The organism is Streptomyces sp. NPDC046859, from assembly GCF_040645135.1.
GTDB lineage: Bacteria > Actinomycetota > Actinomycetes > Streptomycetales > Streptomycetaceae > Streptomyces.
Window position 1 is genome coordinate 19797 of the sequence record NZ_JBEYXR010000018.1, and the last position, 23249, is coordinate 43045.

21 protein-coding genes are annotated in these 23249 nt (G+C 73.3%); 5 read left to right on the forward strand and 16 right to left on the reverse strand.

Features of this window, described 5'->3' with window-relative positions; all coding sequences use genetic code 11:
• Positions 1–86 precede the first annotated feature (86 nt).
• The 10 genes from pstB to ABZ899_RS24975 all read right to left on the reverse strand — a co-directional run bounded on the left by pstB (position 87) and on the right by ABZ899_RS24975 (position 10713).
• On the reverse strand, positions 87–863 hold the full coding sequence (gene pstB / locus ABZ899_RS24930) for a phosphate ABC transporter ATP-binding protein PstB (RefSeq protein ID WP_361350090.1): 777 nt from the start codon (positions 861–863) through the stop codon (positions 87–89).
• 54 nt (positions 864–917) lie between these two features.
• On the reverse strand, positions 918–1982 hold the full coding sequence (gene pstA, locus ABZ899_RS24935) for a phosphate ABC transporter permease PstA (protein ID WP_361350092.1): 1065 nt from the start codon (positions 1980–1982) through the stop codon (positions 918–920).
• Entirely contained in the window at positions 1979–2983 is a 1005-nt protein-coding gene (gene pstC, locus ABZ899_RS24940; protein ID WP_361350094.1) for a phosphate ABC transporter permease subunit PstC, read from the reverse strand. The genes pstA and pstC overlap by 4 nt, the downstream gene beginning before the upstream one ends.
• A gap of 128 nt (positions 2984–3111) precedes the next feature.
• Positions 3112–4245, reverse strand: a complete 1134-nt coding sequence (gene pstS / locus ABZ899_RS24945; protein ID WP_361350096.1) for a phosphate ABC transporter substrate-binding protein PstS — start codon at positions 4243–4245, stop codon at positions 3112–3114.
• Between the two features lie 209 nt (positions 4246–4454).
• Complete coding sequence (locus ABZ899_RS24950) at positions 4455–4877, reverse strand: NUDIX hydrolase (RefSeq protein ID WP_361350098.1); 423 nt, start codon at positions 4875–4877, stop codon at positions 4455–4457.
• A gap of 29 nt (positions 4878–4906) precedes the next feature.
• Entirely contained in the window at positions 4907–5956 is a 1050-nt protein-coding gene (locus tag ABZ899_RS24955) for a CHAD domain-containing protein (protein WP_361350099.1), read from the reverse strand.
• Positions 5937–8174, reverse strand: a complete 2238-nt coding sequence (locus tag ABZ899_RS24960; RefSeq protein WP_361350101.1) for an RNA degradosome polyphosphate kinase — start codon at positions 8172–8174, stop codon at positions 5937–5939. Before ABZ899_RS24960 ends, ABZ899_RS24955 begins: the two co-directional genes overlap by 20 nt.
• A 276-nt stretch (positions 8175–8450) precedes the next feature.
• Entirely contained in the window at positions 8451–9446 is a 996-nt protein-coding gene (locus ABZ899_RS24965) for an ABC transporter permease (protein WP_361350103.1), read from the reverse strand.
• Positions 9443–10330 carry an ABC transporter ATP-binding protein gene (locus tag ABZ899_RS24970; protein WP_361350104.1) on the reverse strand — a complete coding sequence of 296 codons (888 nt, stop codon included), beginning with the start codon at positions 10328–10330 and terminating at the stop codon, positions 9443–9445. The genes ABZ899_RS24965 and ABZ899_RS24970 overlap by 4 nt, the downstream gene beginning before the upstream one ends.
• Positions 10327–10713 carry a GntR family transcriptional regulator gene (locus ABZ899_RS24975; protein ID WP_062670598.1) on the reverse strand — a complete coding sequence of 129 codons (387 nt, stop codon included), beginning with the start codon at positions 10711–10713 and terminating at the stop codon, positions 10327–10329. Before ABZ899_RS24975 ends, ABZ899_RS24970 begins: the two co-directional genes overlap by 4 nt.
• Positions 10714–10823: 110 nt before the next feature.
• Here ABZ899_RS24975 and ABZ899_RS24980 point away from each other — a divergent pair, with 110 nt between their 5' ends.
• The gene (locus ABZ899_RS24980) at positions 10824–11501 is read left to right on the forward strand and encodes a hypothetical protein (RefSeq protein WP_361350106.1); all 678 of its coding nucleotides are present in this window, start codon (positions 10824–10826) and stop codon (positions 11499–11501) included.
• 7 nt (positions 11502–11508) lie between these two features.
• Here ABZ899_RS24980 and mshD read toward each other — a convergent pair whose 3' ends face one another.
• Positions 11509–12459 carry a mycothiol synthase gene (gene mshD / locus ABZ899_RS24985; protein WP_361350108.1) on the reverse strand — a complete coding sequence of 317 codons (951 nt, stop codon included), beginning with the start codon at positions 12457–12459 and terminating at the stop codon, positions 11509–11511.
• Between the two features lie 145 nt (positions 12460–12604).
• Between mshD and ABZ899_RS24990 the strand changes: the two genes are divergently transcribed.
• The 3 genes from ABZ899_RS24990 to ABZ899_RS25000 all read left to right on the forward strand — a co-directional run bounded on the left by ABZ899_RS24990 (position 12605) and on the right by ABZ899_RS25000 (position 16867).
• Positions 12605–14419, forward strand: coding sequence for a bifunctional metallophosphatase/5'-nucleotidase (locus ABZ899_RS24990; protein ID WP_361350110.1), 1815 nt, complete (start codon positions 12605–12607; stop codon positions 14417–14419).
• A 301-nt stretch (positions 14420–14720) separates the two neighbouring features.
• A complete protein-coding gene (locus ABZ899_RS24995; protein WP_361350112.1) occupies positions 14721–15812 on the forward strand; it encodes a type VII secretion integral membrane protein EccD in 1092 nt (363 codons plus the stop codon).
• Between the two features lie 14 nt (positions 15813–15826).
• Positions 15827–16867, forward strand: coding sequence for a type VII secretion protein (locus ABZ899_RS25000; RefSeq protein WP_361350113.1), 1041 nt, complete (start codon positions 15827–15829; stop codon positions 16865–16867).
• 4 nt (positions 16868–16871) lie between these two features.
• Here ABZ899_RS25000 and ABZ899_RS25005 read toward each other — a convergent pair whose 3' ends face one another.
• The 5 genes from ABZ899_RS25005 to ABZ899_RS25025 all read right to left on the reverse strand — a co-directional run bounded on the left by ABZ899_RS25005 (position 16872) and on the right by ABZ899_RS25025 (position 22194).
• Positions 16872–18317 (reverse strand): HAMP domain-containing sensor histidine kinase, encoded by a 1446-nt coding sequence (locus ABZ899_RS25005; RefSeq protein WP_361350115.1) that lies wholly within the window; start codon positions 18315–18317, stop codon positions 16872–16874.
• Complete coding sequence (locus ABZ899_RS25010) at positions 18314–19048, reverse strand: response regulator transcription factor (RefSeq protein ID WP_361350117.1); 735 nt, start codon at positions 19046–19048, stop codon at positions 18314–18316. The genes ABZ899_RS25005 and ABZ899_RS25010 overlap by 4 nt, the downstream gene beginning before the upstream one ends.
• A 92-nt stretch (positions 19049–19140) precedes the next feature.
• Positions 19141–20199: a trypsin-like peptidase domain-containing protein gene (locus ABZ899_RS25015; RefSeq protein ID WP_361350119.1), complete on the reverse strand. Its 1059-nt coding sequence runs from the start codon at positions 20197–20199 to the stop codon at positions 19141–19143.
• 88 nt (positions 20200–20287) lie between these two features.
• A complete protein-coding gene (locus ABZ899_RS25020; RefSeq protein WP_361350121.1) occupies positions 20288–21310 on the reverse strand; it encodes a LacI family DNA-binding transcriptional regulator in 1023 nt (340 codons plus the stop codon).
• 104 nt (positions 21311–21414) lie between these two features.
• Positions 21415–22194, reverse strand: coding sequence for a response regulator transcription factor (locus tag ABZ899_RS25025; protein ID WP_361350123.1), 780 nt, complete (start codon positions 22192–22194; stop codon positions 21415–21417).
• Positions 22195–22364: 170 nt separating this feature from the next.
• Here ABZ899_RS25025 and ABZ899_RS25030 point away from each other — a divergent pair, with 170 nt between their 5' ends.
• The gene (locus tag ABZ899_RS25030) at positions 22365–23213 is read left to right on the forward strand and encodes an alpha/beta fold hydrolase (protein ID WP_361350125.1); all 849 of its coding nucleotides are present in this window, start codon (positions 22365–22367) and stop codon (positions 23211–23213) included.
• Positions 23214–23249: the final 36 nt, after the last annotated feature.

A 23249-nucleotide genomic window follows, 5' to 3' on the forward strand; every position in this document is an offset into this window, starting at 1 on the left:
GCCCCCGACTCCTGGGGGCGGGCCCTTCCCGTGCCTCGCGGTGGCACCGCCATGCAGCACCGCGAGGGGTCCGGCGGGCGGCCCGGTCAGCCGAAGCGGCCCGAGATGTAGTCCTCGGTGGCCTGGACCGACGGGTTGGAGAAGATGCGCTCGGTGTCGTCGATCTCGATGAGCCTGCCGGGCTTGCCGACGGCGGCCAGGTTGAAGAACGCCGTGCGGTCGGAGACCCGCGCCGCCTGCTGCATGTTGTGGGTCACGATGACGATCGTGAACCGTTCCTTCAGCTCCCCGATCAGGTCCTCGATGGCGAGGGTGGAGATGGGGTCGAGGGCCGAGCAGGGCTCGTCCATCAGCAGCACGTCCGGCTCGACCGCGATGGCGCGGGCGATGCACAGGCGCTGCTGCTGACCGCCGGAGAGGCCCGACCCCGGCTTGGCCAGCCGGTCCTTGACCTCGTTCCAGAGGTTGGCGCCGCGCAGGGACTTCTCCACGATGTCGTCCAGCTCGGACTTCTTGTAGGAGCCGTTGAGCTTCAGGCCCGCCGCCACGTTGTCGTACACCGACATGGTGGGGAAGGGGTTGGGCCGCTGGAAGACCATGCCGACCTCGCGGCGCACGGCGACCGGGTCGATGCCGGGGCCGTACAGGTTCTCGTCGTCCAGGAGCACCTTGCCCTCGACGCGGCCGCCCGGGGTGACCTCGTGCATCCGGTTGAGCGTGCGCAGGAAGGTGGACTTGCCGCAGCCGGACGGGCCGATGAAGGCCGTCACGGAGCGGGGCTCGACGGTCATCGAGATGTCCTCGACCGCGAGGAAGGAGCCGTAGTAGGCGTTGAGGCCGCTGACATCGATGCGCTTGGCCATGTCGATCACTGCTTCTTTCGAATCCGAGTCGCTGACTGGTTCCACGGGGTCGCGTCAGCGACCGGCCTTGGGGGCCTTCCAGCGGGCGATGCCGCGGGCCACCAGGTTGAGGATCATGATGAAGGCGATGAGCACCAGGGCCGCCGCCCAGGCGCGGTCGTAGGCGGCGCCCGAGCCGCCGCTGTTCGCGTACTGCAGGTAGATGTACACCGGCAGGGAGGCCTGCGGGTCCTGGAAGGGGTTGGCGTTGATGAAGTTCGTCACCCACACCAGGAGCAGGAGCGGGGCGGTCTCGCCGGTGATGCGCGCGACGGCGAGCATCACGCCCGTGGTGATCCCGCCGACGGAGGTCGGCAGCACCACCTTGAGGATGGTCCGCCACTTCGGCACGCCCAGCGCCAGCGACGCCTCGCGCAGCTCGTTCGGGACGAGCTTGAGCATCTCCTCGGTGGAGCGGACGACGACCGGCAGCATCAGGATGGCGAGTGCCATGGAGCCGGCGAAGCCGGAGTAGCCCATGCCGAGGACGACGATCCACAGGCTGAGGACGAACAGGCCGGCGACGATCGACGGGATGCCCGTCATGACGTCGACGAAGAACGTGATCGCCTTGGAGAGCCTGCCGCGGCCGTACTCGACCAGGTAGATCGCGGTGAGCACACCGATGGGCACGGCGATGGCGGTGGCGATGCCGACCTGCTCCAGGGTGCCGAGGAGGGCGTGGTAGATGCCGCCGCCGGTCTCGGTGTCGGCGACCACGCCCATCGAGTGGGTGAGGAAGTAGCCGTCGAGGACCTTCACCCCGCGCCGGACCGTCTCGTACACCAGCGAGGCCAGGGGGATGACGGCGAGCAGGAACGCGACCCAGATGAGGCTCGTGGCGACGCGGTCCTTGGCCTGCCGGCGCCCCTCGACCCGCGCGGAGATCCCGTACGAGCCGGCGACGAACAGCAGCGCGGCGATCAGCGCCCACTGGATGCTGCTGTCCAGCCCGGCGGCCGCGCTGACGCCGAGGCCCAGGGCGACGGAACCGGCGGCGACCGCCCAGGAGAACCACTTGGGCAGGGTGGCGCCCTTCAGGCTGTCCGGGCGCCGGGCGGAAAGGGATGCGTGGCTCATGCGTTGGCCCCCGAGAACTCCTTGCGCCGCTCGATGATGAGGCGGGCGGTGCCGTTGACCAGCAGGGTGATGACGAACAGCACCAGACCGGAGGCGATCAGCGCGTCCCGGCCGTCCGTGGTGGCCTCGTTGAACTTGCTGGCGATGTTCTGGGCGAAGGTGCCGCCGCCCGGGTCGAGCAGGCTGGCCTCGATGTCGAAGGTCGGCGAAAGGACCATCGCCACGGCCATCGTCTCGCCGAGCGCGCGGCCGAGGCCCAGCATCGAGGCGGAGATGACACCGGAGCGCCCGTAGGGCAGGACGGCCATCCGGACGACCTCCCAGCGGGTGGCACCGAGGGCCAGGGCGGCCTCCTCGTGCGTCCGCGGGACCTGCCGGAAGATCTCACGGCTCACATTGGTGATGATCGGCAGGATCATGATGGCGAGCAGGATGCCGACGGTGAACAGCGCGCGCGGGGCGCCGCCGTTCCACTCGAAGACGCCGGTCCAGCCGAGGTACTCGTCCAGCCACGCGTACAGGCCGCCCAGGTGCGGCACCAGGACGAGAGCGCCCCACAGGCCGTAGACGATGGACGGGACCGCAGCGAGCAGGTCGATCACGTACGCGATGGGGCCGCCGAGGCGGCGCGGAGCGTAGTGCGTGAGGAACAGCGCGATGCCGACGGACACCGGGACGGCGATCGCGAGTGCGATGACCGACGACACGACCGTGCCGAAGGCGAGCACCGCGATGCCGAAGGCGGGCGGGTCGCCGGTGGGGTTCCACTCGAAGGTGGTGAAGAAGTTGGCCTCGTCCTTGCCGATCGCGCTGGCGGCCCGGAGGCTCAGGAAGACGGCGATGGCGGCCATGAGCACCAGCAGGAAGATGCCGGAGCCACGGGAGAGGGCGAGGAATATCCGGTCACCGGGGCGGGTGGCGCCGCGGGCGCCGCTGCCGCGCCGGGCAGGGGTCGGGAGGGGGGTGGGCGGAGCTGTGTCGTTCTTGACTGATATGTCCATGGGGAGTCTCCGGTCTGCGGAGCCACCGCGCTGGGCGGCTCACGGCGGAGCGCTCCCGGCGGCGGGGCGCTCCTGGCGGCGGTGCACCGGATGTGCGGCCGGACCCGGGGGCCCGGCCGCGGCTCAGGTCAGCTCAGGCTCGAGACGGTGGAGCGGACCTTGGTGATGATCTCGGCGGGGACGGGGGCGTAGCCGGCGTCGGCCAGCAGGCCCTGGCCGTCCTCGGAGGCGATGTAGGAGAGGAAGGACTTCACGGCGGGCAGGGACTCCGCCTTGTTGCCCTTGTCGCAGACGATCTCGTAGGTGACGAGGGTGATCGGGTACGCGCCCTCGGCGGACGGCGTGTAGTTGAGCTCCAGCGCCAGGTCCTTGCCGGTGCCGACGACCTTGGCCTCGGAGATGGACTTGGTGGCGTTCTCGGTGGTCGCCTCGACCGGCTGGGCGGCACCCGTCTTGATCTTGACGGACTTCATGCCGTCCTTGACGTAGGACAGCTCCATGTAGGAGATCGCGCCCGCGGTCTGGCTCACCTGCTGCGCCACACCGGAGGAGCCGGACGCGGACTGGCCGCCCTTGGCCTGCCAGGACTTGCCGTGCTCGTACTTCCAGTCGTCGGGCGCGGCGGCGGACAGGTACTTGGTGAAGTTGTCCGTGGTGCCGGACTCGTCCGAGCGGTGGAACGCCTGGATCTTCAGGTCGGGCAGCTTCGCGTCGGGGTTGAGCGCCGCGATGGCCTTGTCGTTCCACTTGGTGATCTTGCTGTCGAAGATCTTGGCGAGGGTCGGCGCGTCCAGGACGAGGCTGTCGACACCCGGCACGTTGTAGCCGACGCCGATCGGGCCCACGACCATCGGCAGGTCGATGGCCTGGCCGCCGTCGGTGCAGGCGGTCTTCTTGGACTCGGTGATCTCCTCCGCGTCCAGGGCGGAGTCGGAGCCCGCGAACGCGGTCTGACCCTGGAGGAAGGCGGTGACACCGGCACCCGAGCCGGTCGGGTTGTAGTTGAGCTGCACGCCCTTGCAGGCCGTCGTGTACTGCCTGACCCACGCGTCGATCGCGTTCTTCTGCGCGGACGAGCCGGAGGCCTGGAGCTGCCCCTTGGCGTCGCCGCAGTCGATGGCGCCGGCCTTGGCGGTCGCCGCCGAGTCGCCGCCGTTCGCGTTGCCGGTGTCGTCCGAGCCGCACGCCGTGAGGGCCAGGGCGCCGGAGACGGCGAGAGCGCCGACTGCGAGAGCCCGCCGGGTCTTGCGCTGAAGCTTCACTGTGAGGAATTTCCTTCCGGGAGCCGCCGTCCTGAATTTCGGCGGCGTGCGAAGACTGGTGAGATGAGGACACGTCCCCCGGGGCGTGTTCTCTCATCGTGCACGGCCGAAATTAGACAGATCAGGTGAAGGCACCGAAGGGCGAGCATGAACGGGGGGTGAACCCCTGGGGACGGCGTGGTGCGGCCGCGCGCCGCCCGCGCCCCCTCCTACGCCCGGTCCAGTGACGCCAGCAGCGCGTCGACGAGCATGCGGTCCCTCGGCTGCGTCAGCCGGTCCCGGGCGCGCTCGGGGGGCAGCCACAGCACCCGGTCCACCTCGGAGTTCGGGGTGAAGGTGCCGGCGCCCGCCTCGGCGGCCCAGTAACGCACCTCCTTGGGTCGGTCGTTCACGAGATAGCGGACCGTGGGCAGCCCGTCCCCCGGCTCGGCCGTGTGCCCGGTCTCCTCGGCCACCTCGCGCAGCGCGCCCGCGAGGGGGTCCTCGCCGCGTCGCAGCTTGCCCTTGGGGTGCGACCAGTCGTCGTACCGGGGCCGGTGGACCAGGCAGATCTCCAGCTCGCCGCCGTCCGGCGAGCGGCGCCACAGGACGCAGCCCGCGGCGTGCACCGTACGGTCGTCCGCGTCTGTCACCGGGTGCGCCTCCTCGGGGCCGGCGTGGGTCAGGACGTGCCCACGGCCTGCTTCTGCCAAAACCGCTGGAACGCGAACCGGGCCGCCTCCACCTCGTGCCGCTGGTCGGCGTGCAGGACACCGAGGGCGTAGGCCGTCGCGGGCGCGATCCGGGGGGTGCGGGCCGCCTGGGCGGCGGCGGTCGCCGCCTCGGAGGCGTCCCGGTGCCGGTCCAGGGCCTGCCCGGCCGCCGTCAGCCGTACGTCCACGGGGCCGCCGTCGCCGTGCAGGACCTCGCGGGCGTAGCGGTGCAGGCGCAGCAGCAGCCGGACCTGGTGCCAGGGCCCGTCCTGCGGATGCGGGGACGGGTCCGGGGACAGGCCGTGGACCAGCGCCTCCGCGTTGTACGGATGCCCCGCCCGCATCAGCGGCAGCGCGGTCACCGCGGCGGCGAGCCGCTCCTCGGCGGCGGCCGCGAGGGGCCGCAGGTCGGCGGTGGCCGCCGCCGGGGTCAGGGGGACCTCGCTGGCCAGCAGGGCGACGGTGTCGGCCACCGCGTGGAAGCGGCTGCCGCCGAGGGCCTGGAGGGCGGCGGAGTGGGCGCGCGTCCGGGCCAGGGTGAGCTGCCGTTCGAGCAGGGCGCCCGCCTTGGCCGCGCCCACGGCGAGCTTGCCGCGCTCGGTGGCGGCGGGCCCGGTGGGCTCCGGGGCGGGCGGCACCCCGGCCGGGCCCGGCGCCTGCACCGGGAGGACCGGGGTGCCCGACAGCCGGTGCAGGGCCTGCAGCAGCCGTTCCAGCCGGGCCGCGTACGCCTGCTCCAGGGCCAGGGTGCCCGACAGCCAGGCCAGCTCGGGGCGGACGGCCTCCGCCCAGCCGGCGTCGAGGAGCGGGCGGAACGTGTGCAGGCTGCCGCTGATCCGGCGGGCCGAGCGCCGCAGTGCCCGGACCGCGCCGTCGGGCTCCATGCCCGCACCGCCCTCCCGGTGCAGCCGCAGGGCGCGGAGGAACTCGGTGGCCTGGGCGCGCAGGTGGTCCGCGAGGGCCTCCCCGGTCACCGCGCCGGCCGCCGGGTCCGTCGGATCAGGGTGTCGCTGTGCCACGCCGGCGCCTCCGGGCGTCTATGAGCATCTCCTGGACATTGCGCAGGGGCTGCCCCTCCGCGTCCGTCGCGTGCCGGGTCCACTCGCCGTCCGGGCCGAGGTGCCAGGACGCGGTGGTGTCGGACATCCCGGTCTCCAGGAGCCGGTTCAGCGCCGCGCGGTGGGCCGGGTCGGTGACCCTGACCAGGGCTTCGATACGGCGGTCGAGGTTGCGGTGCATCATGTCGGCGCTGCCGATCCACACTTCTGGTTCCCCGCCGTTGCCGAAGGCGAAGACGCGGGAGTGCTCCAGGAAGCGGCCGAGGACCGAGCGGACGCGGACGTTCTCCGACAGGCCGGTCACGCCCGGGCGGACCGCGCAGATCCCGCGGACCCAGATGTCCACCGGCACGCCCGCCTGGGACGCGGCGTAGCAGGCGTCGATCAGGGCCTCGTCGACGATCGAGTTGACCTTGATGCGGACGTAGGCGGGGCGTCCGGCACGGTGGTGCTGGACCTCCTTGTTGATCCGGGCGATCAGGCCGTCCCGCAGGGACTTGGGGGCGACCAGCAGGCGCCGGTAGGTCTCGCGGCGCGAGTAGCCCGACAGCCGGTTGAACAGGTCGGACAGGTCCGCGCCGACCTGCGGGTCGGCGGTGAGCAGGCCGAGGTCCTCGTAGAGGCGGGCCGTCTTCGGGTGGTAGTTGCCGGTGCCGACGTGGCTGTAGCGCCGGAGCGTCTCGCCCTCCTGACGGACCACCAGCGACAGCTTGCAGTGGGTCTTCAGGCCGACCAGGCCGTAGACGACGTGGCAGCCGGCCTCCTCCAGCTTGCGCGCCCACTTGATGTTGGCGTGCTCGTCGAAGCGCGCCTTGATCTCGACCAGCACCAGGACCTGCTTGCCGGCCTCGGCCGCGTCGATGAGCGCGTTGACGATGGGGGAGTCGCCGGAGGTCCGGTACAGGGTCTGCTTGATCGCGAGGACGTCCGGGTCGTCGGCGGCCTGCTCCAGGAACGCCTGCACGGAGGTGGAGAAGGAGTCGTACGGGTGGTGCAGCAGGACGTCCCGGCTGCGCAGCGCGGCGAAGATGTCCGGCGCGGACGCCGACTCCACCTCGGCGAGGTCGCGGTGGGTGCCGGCGATGAACTTCGGGTACTTCAGCTCGGGCCGGTCGATGGAGGCGATACGGAAGAGGCCCGTGAGGTCCAGGGGGCCGGTGAGCGGGTACACCTCGGCCTCGCTGATCTTCAGCTCGCGCACCAGCAGGTCCAGGACCTCCTGGTTGATGTTCTCCTCGACCTCCAGGCGCACCGGCGGGCCGAACCGGCGCCGCATGAGCTCCTTCTCCAGGGCCTGCAGGAGGTTCTCCGCGTCGTCCTCCTCGACCTCCAGGTCCTCGTTGCGGGTGACCCGGAACGCGTGGTGCTCCAGCACCTCCATGCCCGGGAACAGCTCCTCCAGGTGCGCGGCGATCACGTCCTCCAGCGGGACGTACCGGCCGGGGGAGGCCTCCAGGAAGCGGGAGAGCAGCGGGGGCACCTTGACGCGGGCGAAGTGCGGGGTGCCGGTGACGGGGTTGCGGACCCGGACGGCCAGGTTCAGGGAGAGCCCGGAGATGTACGGGAAGGGGTGCGCCGGGTCGACGGCCAGCGGGGTCAGCACCGGGAAGATCTGGTGCCGGAACAGGGTGAACAGGCGGGCCTGCTCCTTCTCCGTCAGCTCGTTCCAGCGGACCAGGTGGATGCCCTCCTCCGCGAGGGCGGGGGCGACGTCCTCGTGGTAGCAGGCGGCGTGCCGGGCCATGAGCTCACGGGAGCGGGCCCAGATCATCTCCAGCACCTCGCGCGGCTGGAGCCCCGACGCGGAGCGGGTGGCCACACCGGTGGCTATGCGGCGCTTCAGACCGGCCACCCGGACCATGAAGAACTCGTCCAGGTTGCTGGCGAAGATGGCCAGGAAGTTGGCCCGCTCCAGCAGCGGTGTGGCGGGGTCCTCGGCGAGTTCGAGCACGCGCTCGTTGAACGCCAGCCAGCTGCGCTCCCGGTCGAGGAAGCGGCCCTGGGGCAGCTGGACGCCCTCGACCTCGCCGACGTCGTAGGCGTCGAGATCGGCGTCGATGTCGGGTTCCAGGTCGGAGACGACCGCCGAGGTGACGGTGTGCGGGCGGTGCGCCGCGATGGAGCCCACGGAGGGCTGCGCGTGCTGGACCTGTGCCGGGGCGTTCGAGGACTGGCTCATACGCCCATTGTTCCGCGCGTCGAGGTGTACAGGCGCGTCGGAACGGGCGGGTGGGAGCGCCGCCGGGAGGCGTCGCCGGTCCCCGTTCCCCGCGCCCGGGTGCGAAGGCGGCACGGGCTCTGGCACGGCGGGAGTCATTGGCCGAGCGTCGCAAGGTTGTCTTAACCGCCGGTTACCAGGACATGGCGTGCGGTGAAGCGGGACACGGCCCGCGCGCGTCCGCACGTCCTTCCCCCCGTGGAGAGACGTGCGGACGCGTGCGAGGCGGCCGCTCCGTCATACGGCTCGCGCGGTGCGGCGGTTCAGCAGGCGGAAGGAGACCAGGACCGCGAGGGCCGCCAGGGCCAGGACGATGCCCGTCTCGACCAGGTGGAGGGGCCAGAAGTGCGAGGCCGGGTGGAAGTCGCGGTAGTAGCCGACGATGTCGTGCTCGGCCAGGCAGCGGGCGTCGTCCACGCACAACGGGTCGGTGACGCGGGCCCCGCCGGAGGTCAGGGCGCCGTCGTCGACGACCATGCCGGTCCACTCGGGGTACTGCTCGCCGGTCAGCGTCCGGACCGGCCACAGGTGCGGGCGCAGGTCCCTGAGGGCGATCGTCAGGGCGCCGAGGGCCACGACCGCGGTGCCGAGCGCGGGCAGGGCACGGCGCTGGAGCAGGCCCGCGAGGACGCCGACGGCCAGGCCCAGCAGGGCGTAGGCGGTGGCGAGGGTCCCGTTGGCCTCGAAGACCGGGCTCTGGTGCCAGTCCGCCGAGCCGATGGTGGCGCGCAGCAGGCTGTCGGAGGTGAACATCAGGCGGTGCAGCGGGGTGAGGAGGAGCATTCCGGCCACCAGCAGCGCGGCGGGGACGGCCAGTTTGGCGGCGAGCCAGCGGGCCGGGGAGACCGACTGCGTCCAGGCCAGCCGGGCCGTGCCGCTCTCCAGCTCCCGCCCGATGAGCGCGCCGCCGGCCCAGGCCGCGGTGAGGAACGGCACGAGTCCGATGAGTCCGCCGGCCAGTGCCTCGGCGCTCTGGTAGCGCCCCGCGGCCGCGCCCCCCATGTCGCAGCCCAGGCTGGGCCGGCCGTCGAGGCAGCCCCGGGACCGGTACTCGGCCCAGGCGGCGTCCGCGCCGGGGCCGTACGCCCACAGCAGGACGCCGGCGCCGACGGCCACCAGCATCACCCAGAACCACAGGGCCGAGCGGTGCACCCGCAGTGTCGCCCAGAGCAGGCCGCGGGGTCCCCGGCGCCGGGCGACGGCGGCCGTGGTCCCGGGGGTCACAGCGGTCATACGGCGGCCTCCCGGACGTCGTCGAGGCGCAGGGCGGGGGCCTGCGGGGCACGGAGATGGGCGAGGACCAGCTCCTCCAGGGTGGGGGCGGTGTCCTGCCAGGCCGGCTCGAGGGGACCTTCGGGCCGGATCAGGGCGGTGAGCCCGCGGCCGGTGGTGCGCGCCTCGACCACGGTGTGCGGGTCGAGGGAGGCGCCGGCGCGCCCGGTGACCAGGCGGTGCGCGGCCAGCAGGTCCTCCAGCGGCCCCGCCAGGCGCACCCGCCCGGCGCCGAGCAGCAGGAGGTGGTCGCAGGAGCCCTCCAGCTCGGCGACGACGTGCGAGGACATCACGACCGTGGTGCCGTGCTCGGCCGCGTCGGCCATGAGCGTCCCCGTCAGCTGGTGCCGGGCGAGCGGGTCGAGGTCGGCCATCGGCTCGTCCAGGAGCAGCAGTTCGGGCCGCTTGCCGAGGGCGAGGGCGAGCGCCACGCGGGTGCGCTGGCCGCCGGACAGGGTGCGGATCTTCGTGTCCGTGTCCAGCTCGCCCTCGGCGACGATCCGCTCGGCGACCCGGTCGTCCCAGCGGCCGGGGTTCAGCTCACGGCCGTAGCGCAGGGTCTCGGCGATGGTCAGCTGGGGGTGCAGGGGCTTGTCCTGGGCGACGTACCCGACCCGTGCGCGGACCTCGGCGGGCGGCCGGCCGAGGACGGTGAGCGTGCCGGCGGTGGGCCGGGCCAGCCCGGCGGCGAGGGACAGCAGGGTCGACTTGCCGGCGCCGTTCGGGCCGACGACGGCGCACACGGCGCCCGGCGGGATCCGGAACGCGCAGCCGTCCAGCGCGGGCTTCCCCCGCCATCCGAACCGCATGTCCAGCCCGGCCGCCTCGATGGCGGTCTCGGTCATGACGGGTCCCCCTTGAAGTGTGTGTCCAGTACGGAAGTGAAGAGCGCGTCCACGTCGTCGCGGTCGAGCCCGGCCTCGCGGGCCCGCACGGCCCAGGCGTCCAGCTCGGCCCGCAGCGGTGAGTCCGCCGGTGCGGTGTTCAGCCCCCGGCGCACGAAGGTGCCGAGCCCCCGGCGCGCCTCGACCAGGCCCTCGCGCTCCAGTTCGCGGTACGCCTTGAGGACGGTGTTCGGGTTGATGGCGGTCGCCTCGACGACCTCGCGGGCGGTGGGCAGCTTGTCGCCGGGCTCCAACAGGCCGAGACGCAGCGCCTGTTTGGTCTGCTGCACGATCTGGACGTAGGTGGCGACGCCGGAGCGCCGGTCGATGCGGTACTCGATCATCGCGTTCCACCACCCTTTCACTAATTGAGTAGTGAAAGGGTGGTGGAAGGGGACCGCGGTGTCAAGCCGGCCCGGTACGGTGACCGGACTCGACAACGGGGGAGGGGCGCGTGGACCTGTCCGCAGCGCGTGTGGTCGCCGTCGACGTGGGCTCCGTGCGCACCGGTTCCTTCGCCTGGGCGGCGGTCGACCTGCCGGGGCACACGCTCGCCGCGCACGGCGACGAGCCCGCGGGCGCGGCGGAAGCGCTCGCCGCCGCCCTGGCGGACGGGGCCGGTGCGGTGCTGGCGCTGGAGGCGCCGATGTCCGTGCCCGTGCCCGGCGACTGGCGGCTGCTGGGGAGGAGCCGCGCCGGGGAGGGGAACCGGGCCTGGTCGGCGAGCGCGGGAGCCGGGGCGCTGGCGACGGGGCTGGCGCAGGGGGCCTGGCTGCTGGCCGAGGTCGCCCGCGCGCTGCCCGGGCTCGCGGCCACCACTCAGGTGCGGCGCTGGCGCGGTACGGCGGACGGCGGAGCCCCGCTGCTGCTCGTGGAGGCGTTCGTGTCGGGGGAGGGCAAGCCGGTGCCCACCGCGCTGGGACCGCACGCCGCCGACGCCGAGGCGGCCGCCCGCGCGGTGGCCCGGCGGCTGACCGGCGAGGACGGCACCGGCGGCGGCACCGACGTGGCGTGCGCGCCGCAGCGCGCCGTCAACCTGCTGGCCGCGCAGGCGTGCTGGGCCGGGCTGTCCGTCGGTGGCGACGAACACGCGCTCGACGTCCTCGTGGTCCGCGCCCGGCCCGTCGGGTGAGACCGGCTCAGGTCTCCGTGCGGTACATCAGGTCCGTCTCGTACGTCGTGAACCCGAGCCGCTCGTAGACGGACACCGCCGCCTTGTTGTCCGCGTCGACGTACAGCATCGCCGTCGGCAGCCCCTGCGCGGCCAGGTGCCGCAGCCCGACCGTCGTCAGGGCCTTGCCGAGGCCGCCGCCCTGGGCGCCCGGACGTACCCCGAGGACGTACACCTCGCCGAGGCGCTCCTCGGCGTGGACCTTCGTCCAGTGGAAGCCGACCAGTTCGCCGCCGCGTTCGGCCAGGAAGAAGCCCGCCGGGTCGAACCACGGCTCGCCCGCGCGGTCGTCGAGGTCGCGCTGGGTGAGCGAGCCCTGCTCGGGGTGGTGGGCGAACGCGGCGGCGTTCACCGCGAGCCAGGCCGCGTCGTCCTGGCCGGGCACGAACGTGCGGATCGTGACACCCTCCGGCAGCACCGGCTCCGACAGCTCCATGCCCGTCAACGGCAGGCGCATCTGGCGCAGTTCGCGGAACATGGTCAGACCCAGCACCTGGGCGAGATGCCGGGCGGCGGAGTGGCCGCCGTGCGCCCACACCCGCAGCCGCTTGCCGGAGGCCGCCAGGAGGGCCGTACCGAGCGCGCGCCCGTGGCCGAGGCCCCGGTGCGCGGGGTGCACGACCAGCTCGGCGGCGGGCGCCTCGACCGGGTCGGTGTCCTCCAACTGGGCGTATCCGACGAGTTGGCCGCCCGCGGTCAGCAGCAGATGCGAGACGCCCTCGCGGCCACCGCCGCCCTCACCGGCCGCCACGCTGTGGCGCAGCTGGAGCCGGCCCTGTTCGGACACCGCCTGCTGGCCGTCGACCCGGGCGGCCTCCGCGAGCAGTTCGAGGACGGCCTCCGTCTGCTCCGGGGACAGGGCGGAGTAGGTCCCGACGGAACGGGAGGGGACGGATCGGGCGATGTCGTCGCTGGTCATGCGTACGAGGGTAAGGGGCGCCCCGGGCAAAGTCGCGGCACAGAAGCAACCAAGGTGTAACCCGGAACCCCCTGTCGCGCTACGCGCGTTGACTCTAGGCTGCCGCCCGACGGGCCCATGCCACTCACGACCCACAGGGGGGCGGATGTCAGCCACATCCCAGCAGCAGCACCGCAGACGCCGTACATACGCACTGGTCGCGACGGCCGCCGGGCTCGCCACCGTCGGCGCGCTCGCCGCAGCGCTCCCCGCGACCGCCTCGCCGGGCGCCGGCTCCGGCGAGGGCGGACACGGACACGGCTTCCACCGTTACCAGGACGTGCAGCTGCTGTCCTTCAACGACCTGCACGGCAACCTGGAGCCGCCGTCCGGCTCCTCCGGCCGGGTCACCGAACTCCAGGCCGACGGCACCACGAAGACCATCGACGCGGGCGGCGTGGAGTACCTGGCCACGCATCTGCGCCAGGCGCGCGCCGGCAAGACGTACTCCGTCACCGCTGCCGGCGGCGACATGGTCGGCGCCTCCCCGCTGATCTCGGGCCTCTTCCACGACGAGCCCACCGTCGAGGCGCTGAACAAGCTCGAACTGGACGTCACCTCCGTCGGCAACCACGAGTTCGACGAGGGCTCCAAGGAGCTGGCCCGCCTCCAGAACGGCGGCTGCCACCCCACCGACGGCTGCTACACGGACAAGAAGTTCGAGGGCGCCGACTTCCCCTACCTCGCCGCGAACGTCCTGAACGAGAAGAGCGGCAAGCCGATCCTCAAGCCCTACTGGGTGTGGAAGAAGAAGGACGTCAAGATCGGCTTCATCGGGGTGACCCTGGAGGGCACCCCGGGCGTCGTCTCCGCCGAGGGCGTCAAGGGCCTCACGTTCAAGGACGAGGTCGAGACGATCAACAAGTACGCCAAGGAGCTGCAGCGCCAGGGCGTGAAGTCGATCGTGGCCCTCATCCACGAGGGCGGCTTCCCGGCCTCCACGTCGTACAACTACGACTGCGACTCCGGAAGCGCCGGCTCCGGCATCTCCGGCCCGATCGTGGACATCGCCAAGAACGTCTCCCCGTCGGTGGACGCGCTGGTCACCGGCCACACGCACAACGCGTACGTGTGCACGGTCCCCGACCCGTCGGGCGAGCCCCGCATGGTCACCTCGGCCTCGTCCTTCGGCCGCCTCTACACCGACACCACGCTGACGTACGACCGCTTCACCGGCGACATCGCCCGTACGTCCGTGAAGTCCGCGAACCACGTGGTCAGCCGGGACGTCACCAAGGCCCCCGACATGACCGCGCTGATCTCGAAGTGGAACACCCTCGCGGCGCCCATCGGCAACCGCCCGATCGGCTACATCTCCGCCGACATCGGCAACGCCGGCACCGAGTCCCCGCTCGGCGACCTGATCGCCGACGCCCAGCTCGCCTACGGCAAGGAGCTGGACCCGGAGACGGACCTGGCGCTGATGAACCCCGGCGGCATCCGCGCGGCCCTGACCTACACGGCCAAGGGCGACGAGGGCGACGGCGTGGTCACCTACGCCGAGGGCTTCACGGTGCAGCCGTTCTCCAACACGGTGAACCTCCAGGACCTCACCGGCGCCCAGCTCGTCCAGGTGCTCAAGGAGCAGGTCAGCGGGACCAACGCGGCCTCGCCGAAGATCCTGCAGATCTCCGCGGGCCTCACCTACACGCTGGACCTGACCAAGTCGGGCGCGGACCGTGTGGTGGCGGACTCCGTCAAGCTGAACGGCACGGCGATCGACCCGGCCGCCACCTACCGCGTCGCGATGAACAACTTCCTCGCGGGCGGCGGCGACGGCTTCACCACGCTCGGCCGGGGCACGAACCCGCTCGTCGGCACGGACGACCTGACGGTGCTGCAGAAGTACCTGACGGCCAACTCCACGCCCACGAGCCCGATCGCGCCCCCCGCGGCGGACCGCATCACGGTCGTCCGGTAGGACACCGTCACCGCTCCGGTGGAGAGGCGTGAACCGCATCGCGCACCTCCGGGGGCGGTTGCGGGTGGGGGGAGCGCGCACGGTCGGACGGACCGGCGCGTTCCCCCCACCACATGACGGGGCTTCGACCCGCCCCCGGTGGACGTCCGCGTGGAGAAGGACGGCGACCGGGTCCGCCCGGAGGGGGCGAGGCACTCTCGAACACCCAGGTCACGGGCGCGGGCCGGACCTTCCTCGGACCGGCCCGCTTCCCTCACTCCCTCTCCATCCACCCGAGTCGGCCGGTGGTAGGTTCGGGCGCGTGACATCCACGGGGTCCGAGCGCACGCCGGCGCCGGAGGTCCTTCCCCGCGGCCCCGCCGGGCACGACGCCACCGACGCGTCCGCCGACGACCTCGGGACGCGGGCCTGGCGATGGCGGCCCGCCACACGACGTGCCGCCGCTGCGGCCGCGGCCGTGCTCTGGGCGTCGTCCGCCGCGGTCCTCGCCCTCCACCGCCTCGACCCGGCCGCCGTCGGGGCCGTCCTGCTCGTCTTCGCCCCGGCCGCCGCCGGGGCCGGTGTCCTGTGCGGGCGGGCCCGGCGCTCCACGACCGCCGTCACCCTTCTCGCGCTGGCCGCCGCCCTGGCCGTCGTCGGCGTGTGGGCCTCGGCCGGTGCCCACGGCTGGCCCGGCCCGCTGCGGGCCGCGGGCCTCGCCGCGGCCGTGGCGGCCGCGCTCGCGCTCGCCGGCTGGTGCACCCCCCTCGGGCGTCCCGCCCTGACCGGCGCCGCGGCCGTCCTCGGCTGCCTCCTCCTGGGCGAGGCCGCGGTCCTGTTCCAGGGCGGGGGGCACACGGCCGTCCAGCAGAGCCGGGCCGCCGCCCTGCCGGCCGTGGCCGCCGCACTCGCCCTCGGCGTTCTCCCGCGGCTGGCCCTGACGGCCTCCGGCCTGACCGCCCTCGACGACCGGCGCACGGGTGGCGTCTCCGTCAGCCGCCACGACGCCGGCACCGCTCTCGCGGTCACCCATCGCGCGCTGGCCCCGGCGACCGTGGTGCTCGCCCTGGCCGCCGGCGCGTCGGGCGTGCTGCTGCTGCGCACCGCCACGGCGGGGACGGTGACGCTCGCCGCCCTGCTGGCCGTCGTCCTCGTGCTGCGCGCCCGCGCGTACCCCCTCACCGTCGAGGTCGGGGCGCTGCTGCTGGCCGCCGCCGTCGTCGTGGTGCGGCTCGCCGCCCTGTGGGGAGAGCCCGGGATCGTCGTCCTCGCCCTGCTCGCGGTGCTGCACCTGACCGTGCACCCGTCCGGGAGACCGCGCGCACGGCTGCGCCGGGCCGGCGACCTGCTGGAACCGTGGGCCGTGCTCGCCCTGGTCCCGGCGGCGGTCGTGGTGTCCGGCGGCTTCGCGTAGGGCAGGGTGACAGCGTGACGGGGACTCAGGACGCACACCGCGGCCCGCACGGGCCCGCACCGGACGCCGGCCGGGACCGCCAGGCACCCCCGCCGCCGGTCCCCCGGCAGACCTTCGTGCCCGACCAGGGTCGCGGGACGCCGGAGTCGGTGCCGACCGTCGACCCCCGGCTGGCCGTCGCCCTGGGACGCCCGCAGCACGGCGACACGGCCGCGCGCCGGGCCGGGGCCTCGCTGCGCAGGCTGACCGCCTCCGCCGCGCAGGAGGTCACCGAGCAGACGCGGCTCGCCCGCGAGGTGCAGCGACCCGTCACCACCGGACGGGTCGTCGCCGTCACCTCGATCCGCGGCGGCGTCGGCAAGTCCACGGTCGCCGCGCTCCTCGGGCGCACCTTCAACCACTACCGGCACGACCCGGTCCTCACCCTGGAGGCCGACGCCGCCCTCGGCACGCTCCCGATGCGCATGGGCGCCAGGACCGTGCGCTGGACCTGCGCCGACCTCGCCTCGATCCTGACCCCGTCGATGGGGCTCACCGACCTCACCGGCTATCTGGTGCCCGTCCAGGACGGCGGCTGGCTGCTGCCCGCGAGCCAGGGCCGCGTCGGGGCGCCGCTGGACGTACGGACCTACCGGACCGTGACCCTCGCGCTGCGCCGCTACTTCGCGGTCACCGTCGTGGACAGCGAGACGCTGCCCGGCGAGGTGGCGCGTACGGCGATGGACACCGCGCACGCCCGGGTCGTGGTCGCCCCGATGACCGCCGAGGGCATCCACGGCACCCGCCAGGTGCTGGACTGGCTCGCCCGGCTCCCGCACTCCGCCCTGCACACCACGGTCGTCGCCCTCAGCGCCGCCACCCCGGACGCCACCCTCGACGAGCGGACGGCCGTCGCCCACCTGCGGGAGCCCGGCGTCCCCGTCGTCCTGCTCCCCTACGACCGGCACCTCGCGCAGGGCGGCCCCATCCGCACCGACATGCTCGCCGCCGCCACCCGTGACGCGTCCGTCCGGCTCGCCGCCGAGGTCATGCGCCGGGCGGCCGGCCCCCGCTGACGCCCTACGGCGTCTCGGGCGGCGGCGTCGGCGCCCCCGGCAGCCGTACGGTGGCGACCGTGCCGCCGTCCTCGGCGCGGGTCAGCGCGACCTGCCCGCCGGCCTGCTCGACCGTCCGGGCCACGATGGACAGGCCCAGCCCCGAACCGGGCAGCGCCCGTGCGCTCGGTGAGCGCCAGAAACGGTCGAAGACGTAGGGCAGTTCGTCGGCGGCGATGCCCGGGCCGTGGTCGCGGACCGTGAGGACGCCGTCGGCCAGCGCCACCTCGATGGTGGCGTCGGCGGGGCTGAACTTCACGGCGTTGTCGAGGATGTTGACGACCGCGCGCTCCAGCGCCGCCGGTTCGGCGCGGACGTACCAGGGCCGCAGGTCGGCGCCGATGGTCAGCTCCGGGCCGCGCAGCCGCACCCGGCGCAGGGCGGCCTCCACGGTGTCCGTCAGGGAGACCACCTGGACCCGCTCGCCGCGCTGGCCCTGCGCCCGGGACAGCTCCTGCAGGTCGCCGATCAGGGCGGCCAGTTCGGTCATCTGCGCCTTCACCGAGGCGAGCAGCGCCTTGCGGTCGGCCTCGGGCAGGGGCCGGCCGGTCTCCTCGCTGCGGGTGAGCAGCTCGATGTTGGTGCGCAGCGAGGTGAGGGGCGTGCGCAGTTCGTGCCCGGCGTCGGCGATCAGCTGCTGCTGCAGCTCGTGGGAGCTGGCCAGCGAGGACGTCATGGAGTTGAAGGACCGGGAGAGCCGGGCGATCTCGTCCTCGGCGTCGTCCTCCACCGGGATGCGGATGCTCAGGTCCTCGGTACGGGCCACGTGCTCGACGGCCTCGGTGAGCTTGTCGACCGGACGCAGCCCGGCCCGCGCGACCGCGAGCCCGGCCGCCCCGGCGCCGACGACTCCGACGCCGGAGACGAGGAGGAGGATGAGGGCGAGGTCGTTGAGGGTGGCGCGGGTGCCCTCCAGCGACACGGCGATGCTGAGGGCGACGTAGGACTGCTGCCCGGTGCCGGCGTCCTGGGCCGGCTGGGGCACGGTGATGACCCGGACCGGGGTGCCGTCCTCGGCGGTGCTGTTGTGGATGACGCCCTTGCTGGACGCCCCGTCCCTGATCACGTCCTTGTCGGCCTGGGTGACCTTGACCGCGCCGATGGAGTCGGCGGTGACGCAGGGAGTTCCGTCGGCCCTGACGATCTGGGTGTACAGGTTCCGGAAGGGCCCCGGGTCCTGCGGGGACGTGGTGCAGTCGGAGAGCGCGCGCTGCAGCTCGACCCACTGCCCGGGCTTCGTCCGCACCGCCTGGCGCAGATCGTCGTTCAGCTGCTCGTAGAGCTTCCCCTGCACCAGGAACCAGCACGTCACCGACACCGCCGCCACCGCGAACGCCACCGCCGCCGCCACCAGCAGCGACAGCCGTGTGCGGATCGGCAGGGTGCGGAGGCGGCGCAGCGCCCTGCTCACTCGGCGCCGCCCTGGCGCAGCACGTACCCCACGCCCCGGACGGTGTGCACGAGCCGCGGCTCGCCGCCCGCCTCCGTCTTGCGGCGCAGGTACATGACGTAGACGTCGAGGGAGTTGGAGGAGGGCTCGAAGTCGAAGCCCCAGACGGCCTTCAGGATCTGCTCACGGGTCAGGACCTGCCGGGGGTGCGTCAGGAACATCTCCAGCAGCGTGAACTCCGTGCGGGTCAGCTCCACGGGCCGCCCGCCCCGGAAGACCTCCCGGGTCGCGAGGTTCATCCGCAGGTCGGCGAAGGTCAGCACCTCGTCGTCGTCCCCCGGGCCCGTGCCGGCCGCCGCGTACGAGCTGCGCCGCAGCAGCGCGCGGACCCGGGCGAACAGCTCGTCCAGCTCGAACGGCTTGACGAGGTAGTCGTCGGCGCCGGCGTCCAGCCCGGTGACGCGGTCGCCGACGGTGTCGCGGGCGGTGAGCATCAGGATCGGCGTGGTGTCACCGGCGGCGCGCACGCGGCGTGCCGCGGTCAGGCCGTCCATCCGGGGCATCTGGATGTCGAGGACGACCAGGTCGGGCCGGTGGGCGGCCGCCTTCTCCAAGGCGTCCGCGCCGTCGACCGCGACCTCGGTGTCGTACCCCTCGAAGGCGAGACTGCGCTGGAGGGCCTCACGCACCGCCGGCTCGTCGTCGACGATCAGGATGCGCTGCGGGTCACGGTCGGCGTCGGCGGGGCTCATCGGCTCGGGTTCCTCGGGTGCGACGGGACGGGGGCGGGTGTGCGGGCGTCCAGGGGCTGCACCTCTTCAGCCTCGCACGGTTCACGGCCTTCTCAGCTCTGTGATCCCGCCCGCAGCTTCGCCAGGTCGGCCTTGACGGTGTTCACCGGGATGGCGAAGCCCAGGCCGACGCTGCCGGCGTCGGAGGAGCCCGACCCCGCGGCCGAGTACATCGCCGAGTTGATGCCGACGATGTGCCCGTTCATGTCGATGAGCGCGCCGCCGGAGTTGCCGGGGTTCAGGGACGCGTCCGTCTGGATCGCCTTGTACGTCGTCGTCGACGAGCCGGTGTCGCCGTTGAACTGCCGGCCGCCGAACTCGAACGGCCAGCCGGCGTCCGGCTGCTGTTGCTGCTGCTGCCCCTCATGCGTGGAGACCTTCACGTCACGGTCGAGCGCGGAGACGATGCCGCTGGTGACCGTGCCGGTGAGGCCCTCGGGCGAGCCGATCGCCACGACCTGGTCGCCGACCTGGACCCGGCCGGAGTCGCCGAGGGTGGCCGCCGTCAGCCCGGACGCGCCCTTGAGTTTGATCAGCGCGAGGTCCTTGCCGCTGTCGGTGCCGACGACGTCGGCGGTGTACCGCTTGCCGTCGTCCGTGCGCACGGTGACCTGGGAGGCGCCGGAGACGACGTGGTTGTTGGTGACGATCTCGCCGTCACTCGTGAGGATGACGCCGGAGCCGGTGGAGGTGCCGGAGCCGGACTGCGCCCTGATCTCCACGATGCTCGGGCTGACCGCCTTGGCGACCCCGGCGACCGTGCCCTTCTGGCTGGAGGGGACGACGGTGGTCCCGGCGGGCGCCGCGGTGGCCGCGGTGTCGCCGTGGCTCAGCTCCTGGATGCCGTAGGCGGTGCCGCCGCCGATCGCCGCGGCGACGATCGCCACGGCGGCGAGGAGGGTGACCGGGCGGCCGCTCCCGCGGCGCCGCCCGGCCGCCGGTCGGGCGGCCGGCTCGGCGAGGAGAGGGGTGGGCGCCGTCCCGCCCTCGGGGTGACCGGCCGGCCGGTAGGCCGGCGGGGGCGGCCATTCCGGGTCCACGGGGGAGGAGGCGTGCTGCCGGGCGCCCTGATACGGGTGGTCGTCGTCGCTGCGGCGGTAGCTCTCGGTCATACGGACGAGCGTGGCGCCCGAGGATGAGAGCTTCCTGAGGGCGGGCTGAGAAGCCCGGCAGAAGACCGTATGCCCGATGTAAAGGCGGTCAGGCGCAACCGCAGGACTGGCGCTGGACGAGCCGGGACGGGAACACCTTCAGCCGCTCCCGGCGCGATCCCGCGACCCGCAGCCCGTCGTCGAGGACGAGGTCGACGGCGGCGCGCGCCATGGCCGAGCGGTCGGAGGCGACCGTGGTCAGCGGCGGGTCCGCCAGCGCCGCCTCCTTGATGTCGTCGAAGCCGGCGACGGCCAGCTCGCCGGGGACGTCGATGCGCAGCTCCCGCGCCGCGCGCAGCACCCCGATGGCCTGGTCGTCGGTGGAGCAGAAGATCGCGGGGGGCCGCCGCGGCCCGGACAGGATGTCGAGCGCTATGCGATAGGCGTCGTAGCGGTTGTACGGCGCCTCGAAGAGCCGTCCCTCGGTGGGCAGCCCGGCCTCCGCCATCGCCCGCTTCCAGCCCTCGACGTGGTCGGAGACCGGGTCGCCGACCGCCGGGGTGTCCGCGGTGCCGCCCATGCAGGCGACGTACGGGTTTCCGTGCTCCAGCAGATGGCGTACGGCGAGCTGGGCGCCGCCCAGGTCGTCGGTGACGACGGCGACGTCGTCGATGGCCTCGGGCCGCTCGTGCAGCAGGACGACCCGGGCGTCCCACGCCTCGATCTCGGCGGCGGCCAGGTCGTTCAGGGCGTGCGAGACGAGGATGAGCCCGGAGACGCGCATCCCGAGGAACGCCCGCAGATAGTGCACCTCGCGCTCGCCGACGTAGTCGGAGTTGCCGACGAGGACCATCTTCCCGCGCTCGGCGGCGGCCCACTCGACCGCGTGCGCCATCTCCCCGAAGAAGGGCTGGCGGGCGTCCGGCACGATCAGGCCTATGAGGTCCGTGCGCCGCGAGGCCATGGCCTGGGCGACCCGGTCGGGCCGGTAGCCCAGCTCCTTGATCGCGGCGAGCACCCGCTCGCGGGTGGCCGGGGCGACCGGCCTGGGTCCGTTGTTGATGACATAGCTGACGACGGCGGTGGATGTCCCCGCCAGTCGTGCGACGTCATCGCGAGTCACCTTGGCCACGCGCGGAGTCTACGCGGATGGACCCGCTCTGGGCAGGGCGTGCGGGAGCGTCCCGCATGCCGGACGGGGCCCGGCCGCGCCGGTGCGCCCCGCCCGGGGTGCCGTTACGCGTCGGCCCGGAGCTCGGCGGCGTCCAGGGCGGCCGCTGTGTCCGCATCCACGGGCTTTGCCCGCCCCGCCGCGGCCTTCGGCTCCTCGGCGGACCGCTCGGGCTTCTCCGGGGTAACGAATCGATAACCGACGTTGCGGACGGTGCCGATCAGCGACTCGTGCTCGGGGCCGAGCTTCGCGCGCAGCCGCCGTACGTGCACGTCCACCGTGCGGGTGCCGCCGAAGTAGTCGTAGCCCCAGACCTCCTGGAGGAGCTGGGCGCGGGTGAAGACGCGGCCCGGGTGCTGGGCGAGGTACTTCAGCAGCTCGAACTCCTTGAAGGTGAGGTCGAGGACCCGGCCCTTCAGTTTCGCGCTGTAGGTGGCCTCGTCCACGGACAGGTCGCCGTTGCGGATCTCCATGGGGGAGTCGTCGTTGACGATCTGCTGGCGGCCCATGGCGAGCCGCAGCCGGGCCTCGACCTCGGCGGGGCCCGCCGTGTCGAGGAGGACGTCGTCGATGCCCCAGTCGGCGGTGACGGCGGCGAGGCCGCCCTCGGTGACGACCAGGACGAGCGGGCAGCCGGGGCCGGTGGAGCGCAGCAGCTGGCACAGGCTGCGCACCTGCGGCAGGTCGCGCCGGCCGTCGACGAGGATCACGTCGGCGCCGGGGGTGTCGACGAGGGCGGGGCCCTCGGCGGGGGCCACGCGCACGTTGTGCAGCAGCAGGCCGAGTGCGGGGAGCACCTCCGTCGACGGCTGGAGGGCGTTGGTCAGGAGCAGCAGAGAACTCATACGTCTGGTTCCTCCTCGGTCCCTGCGAGGACGTGTGCGGTACGGAACTGCTCTGCGATCCCGAAGGCCCCGTACACCCGCGGTTTCCCGCGTCGTATACAACGCTTCCGAAAGCACAAAAGGACCCGGGGGCAACGCTGCCCGAGTCCTCTGCCAGCAGAATAGCCCACATGAACAACGGTCCGGCAGGTCATGCGGCACGATCCACGGTTTGTCCGAACTCTGAGACGGTCGGACGGGGAGCTATCCGGACGTTTCTGCGCGCCGCGGACGGCGTGGCCGTCGATTCCGTATACGACCCGGGCCGGGCCGTATACGACACCTCCCGGTCGTCCGGCGGTGACCCGGTGTTCGTCGTCGCGCACGGCTTCACGGGCGACGCGGACCGGCCGCATGTCCGACGGGTGGCGGGCGTGCTCGGCCGGTTCGGCGCGGTCGTCACCTTCTCCTTCCGCGGGCACGGCGCGTCGGGCGGCCGGTCGACACTCGGCGACCGGGAGGTGCTGGACCTGGCGGCGGCCGTGCGGTGGGCGCGCGGGCTCGGGCACGCGCGCGTGGTGACCGTCGGCTTCTCCATGGGCGGCTCGGTGGTGCTGCGGCACGCGGCGCTCCACCGCGACGACGACGCCCGCACGGACGCGGTCGTCTCGGTGAGCGCGCCCGCCCGCTGGTACTACCGGGGCACCCCGCTCATGCGCCGGCTGCACTGGATGGTCACCCGCCCCGAGGGCCGGCTGGTGAGCCGCTACGGCTTCCGCACCCGCATCCACCACCGGGAGTGGGACCCCGTCCCGATGTCCCCGGTCGAGGCGGTCCCCCGGATCGCGCCGACCCCGCTGCTGATCGTGCACGGCGACCGGGACGGCTACTTCCCTCTCGACCACCCCCGGATGCTGGCCGCCGCGGCCGGTGACCACGCCGGTCTGTGGCTGGAACCCGGCATGGGGCACGCCGAGAACGCGGCCGGCGACGACCTGCTCGCCCGGATCGGGGACTGGGCCCTCGCACAGGGCGGCTAGCCTGACCGTGTACACAGACGACCGATCGAGGGACGG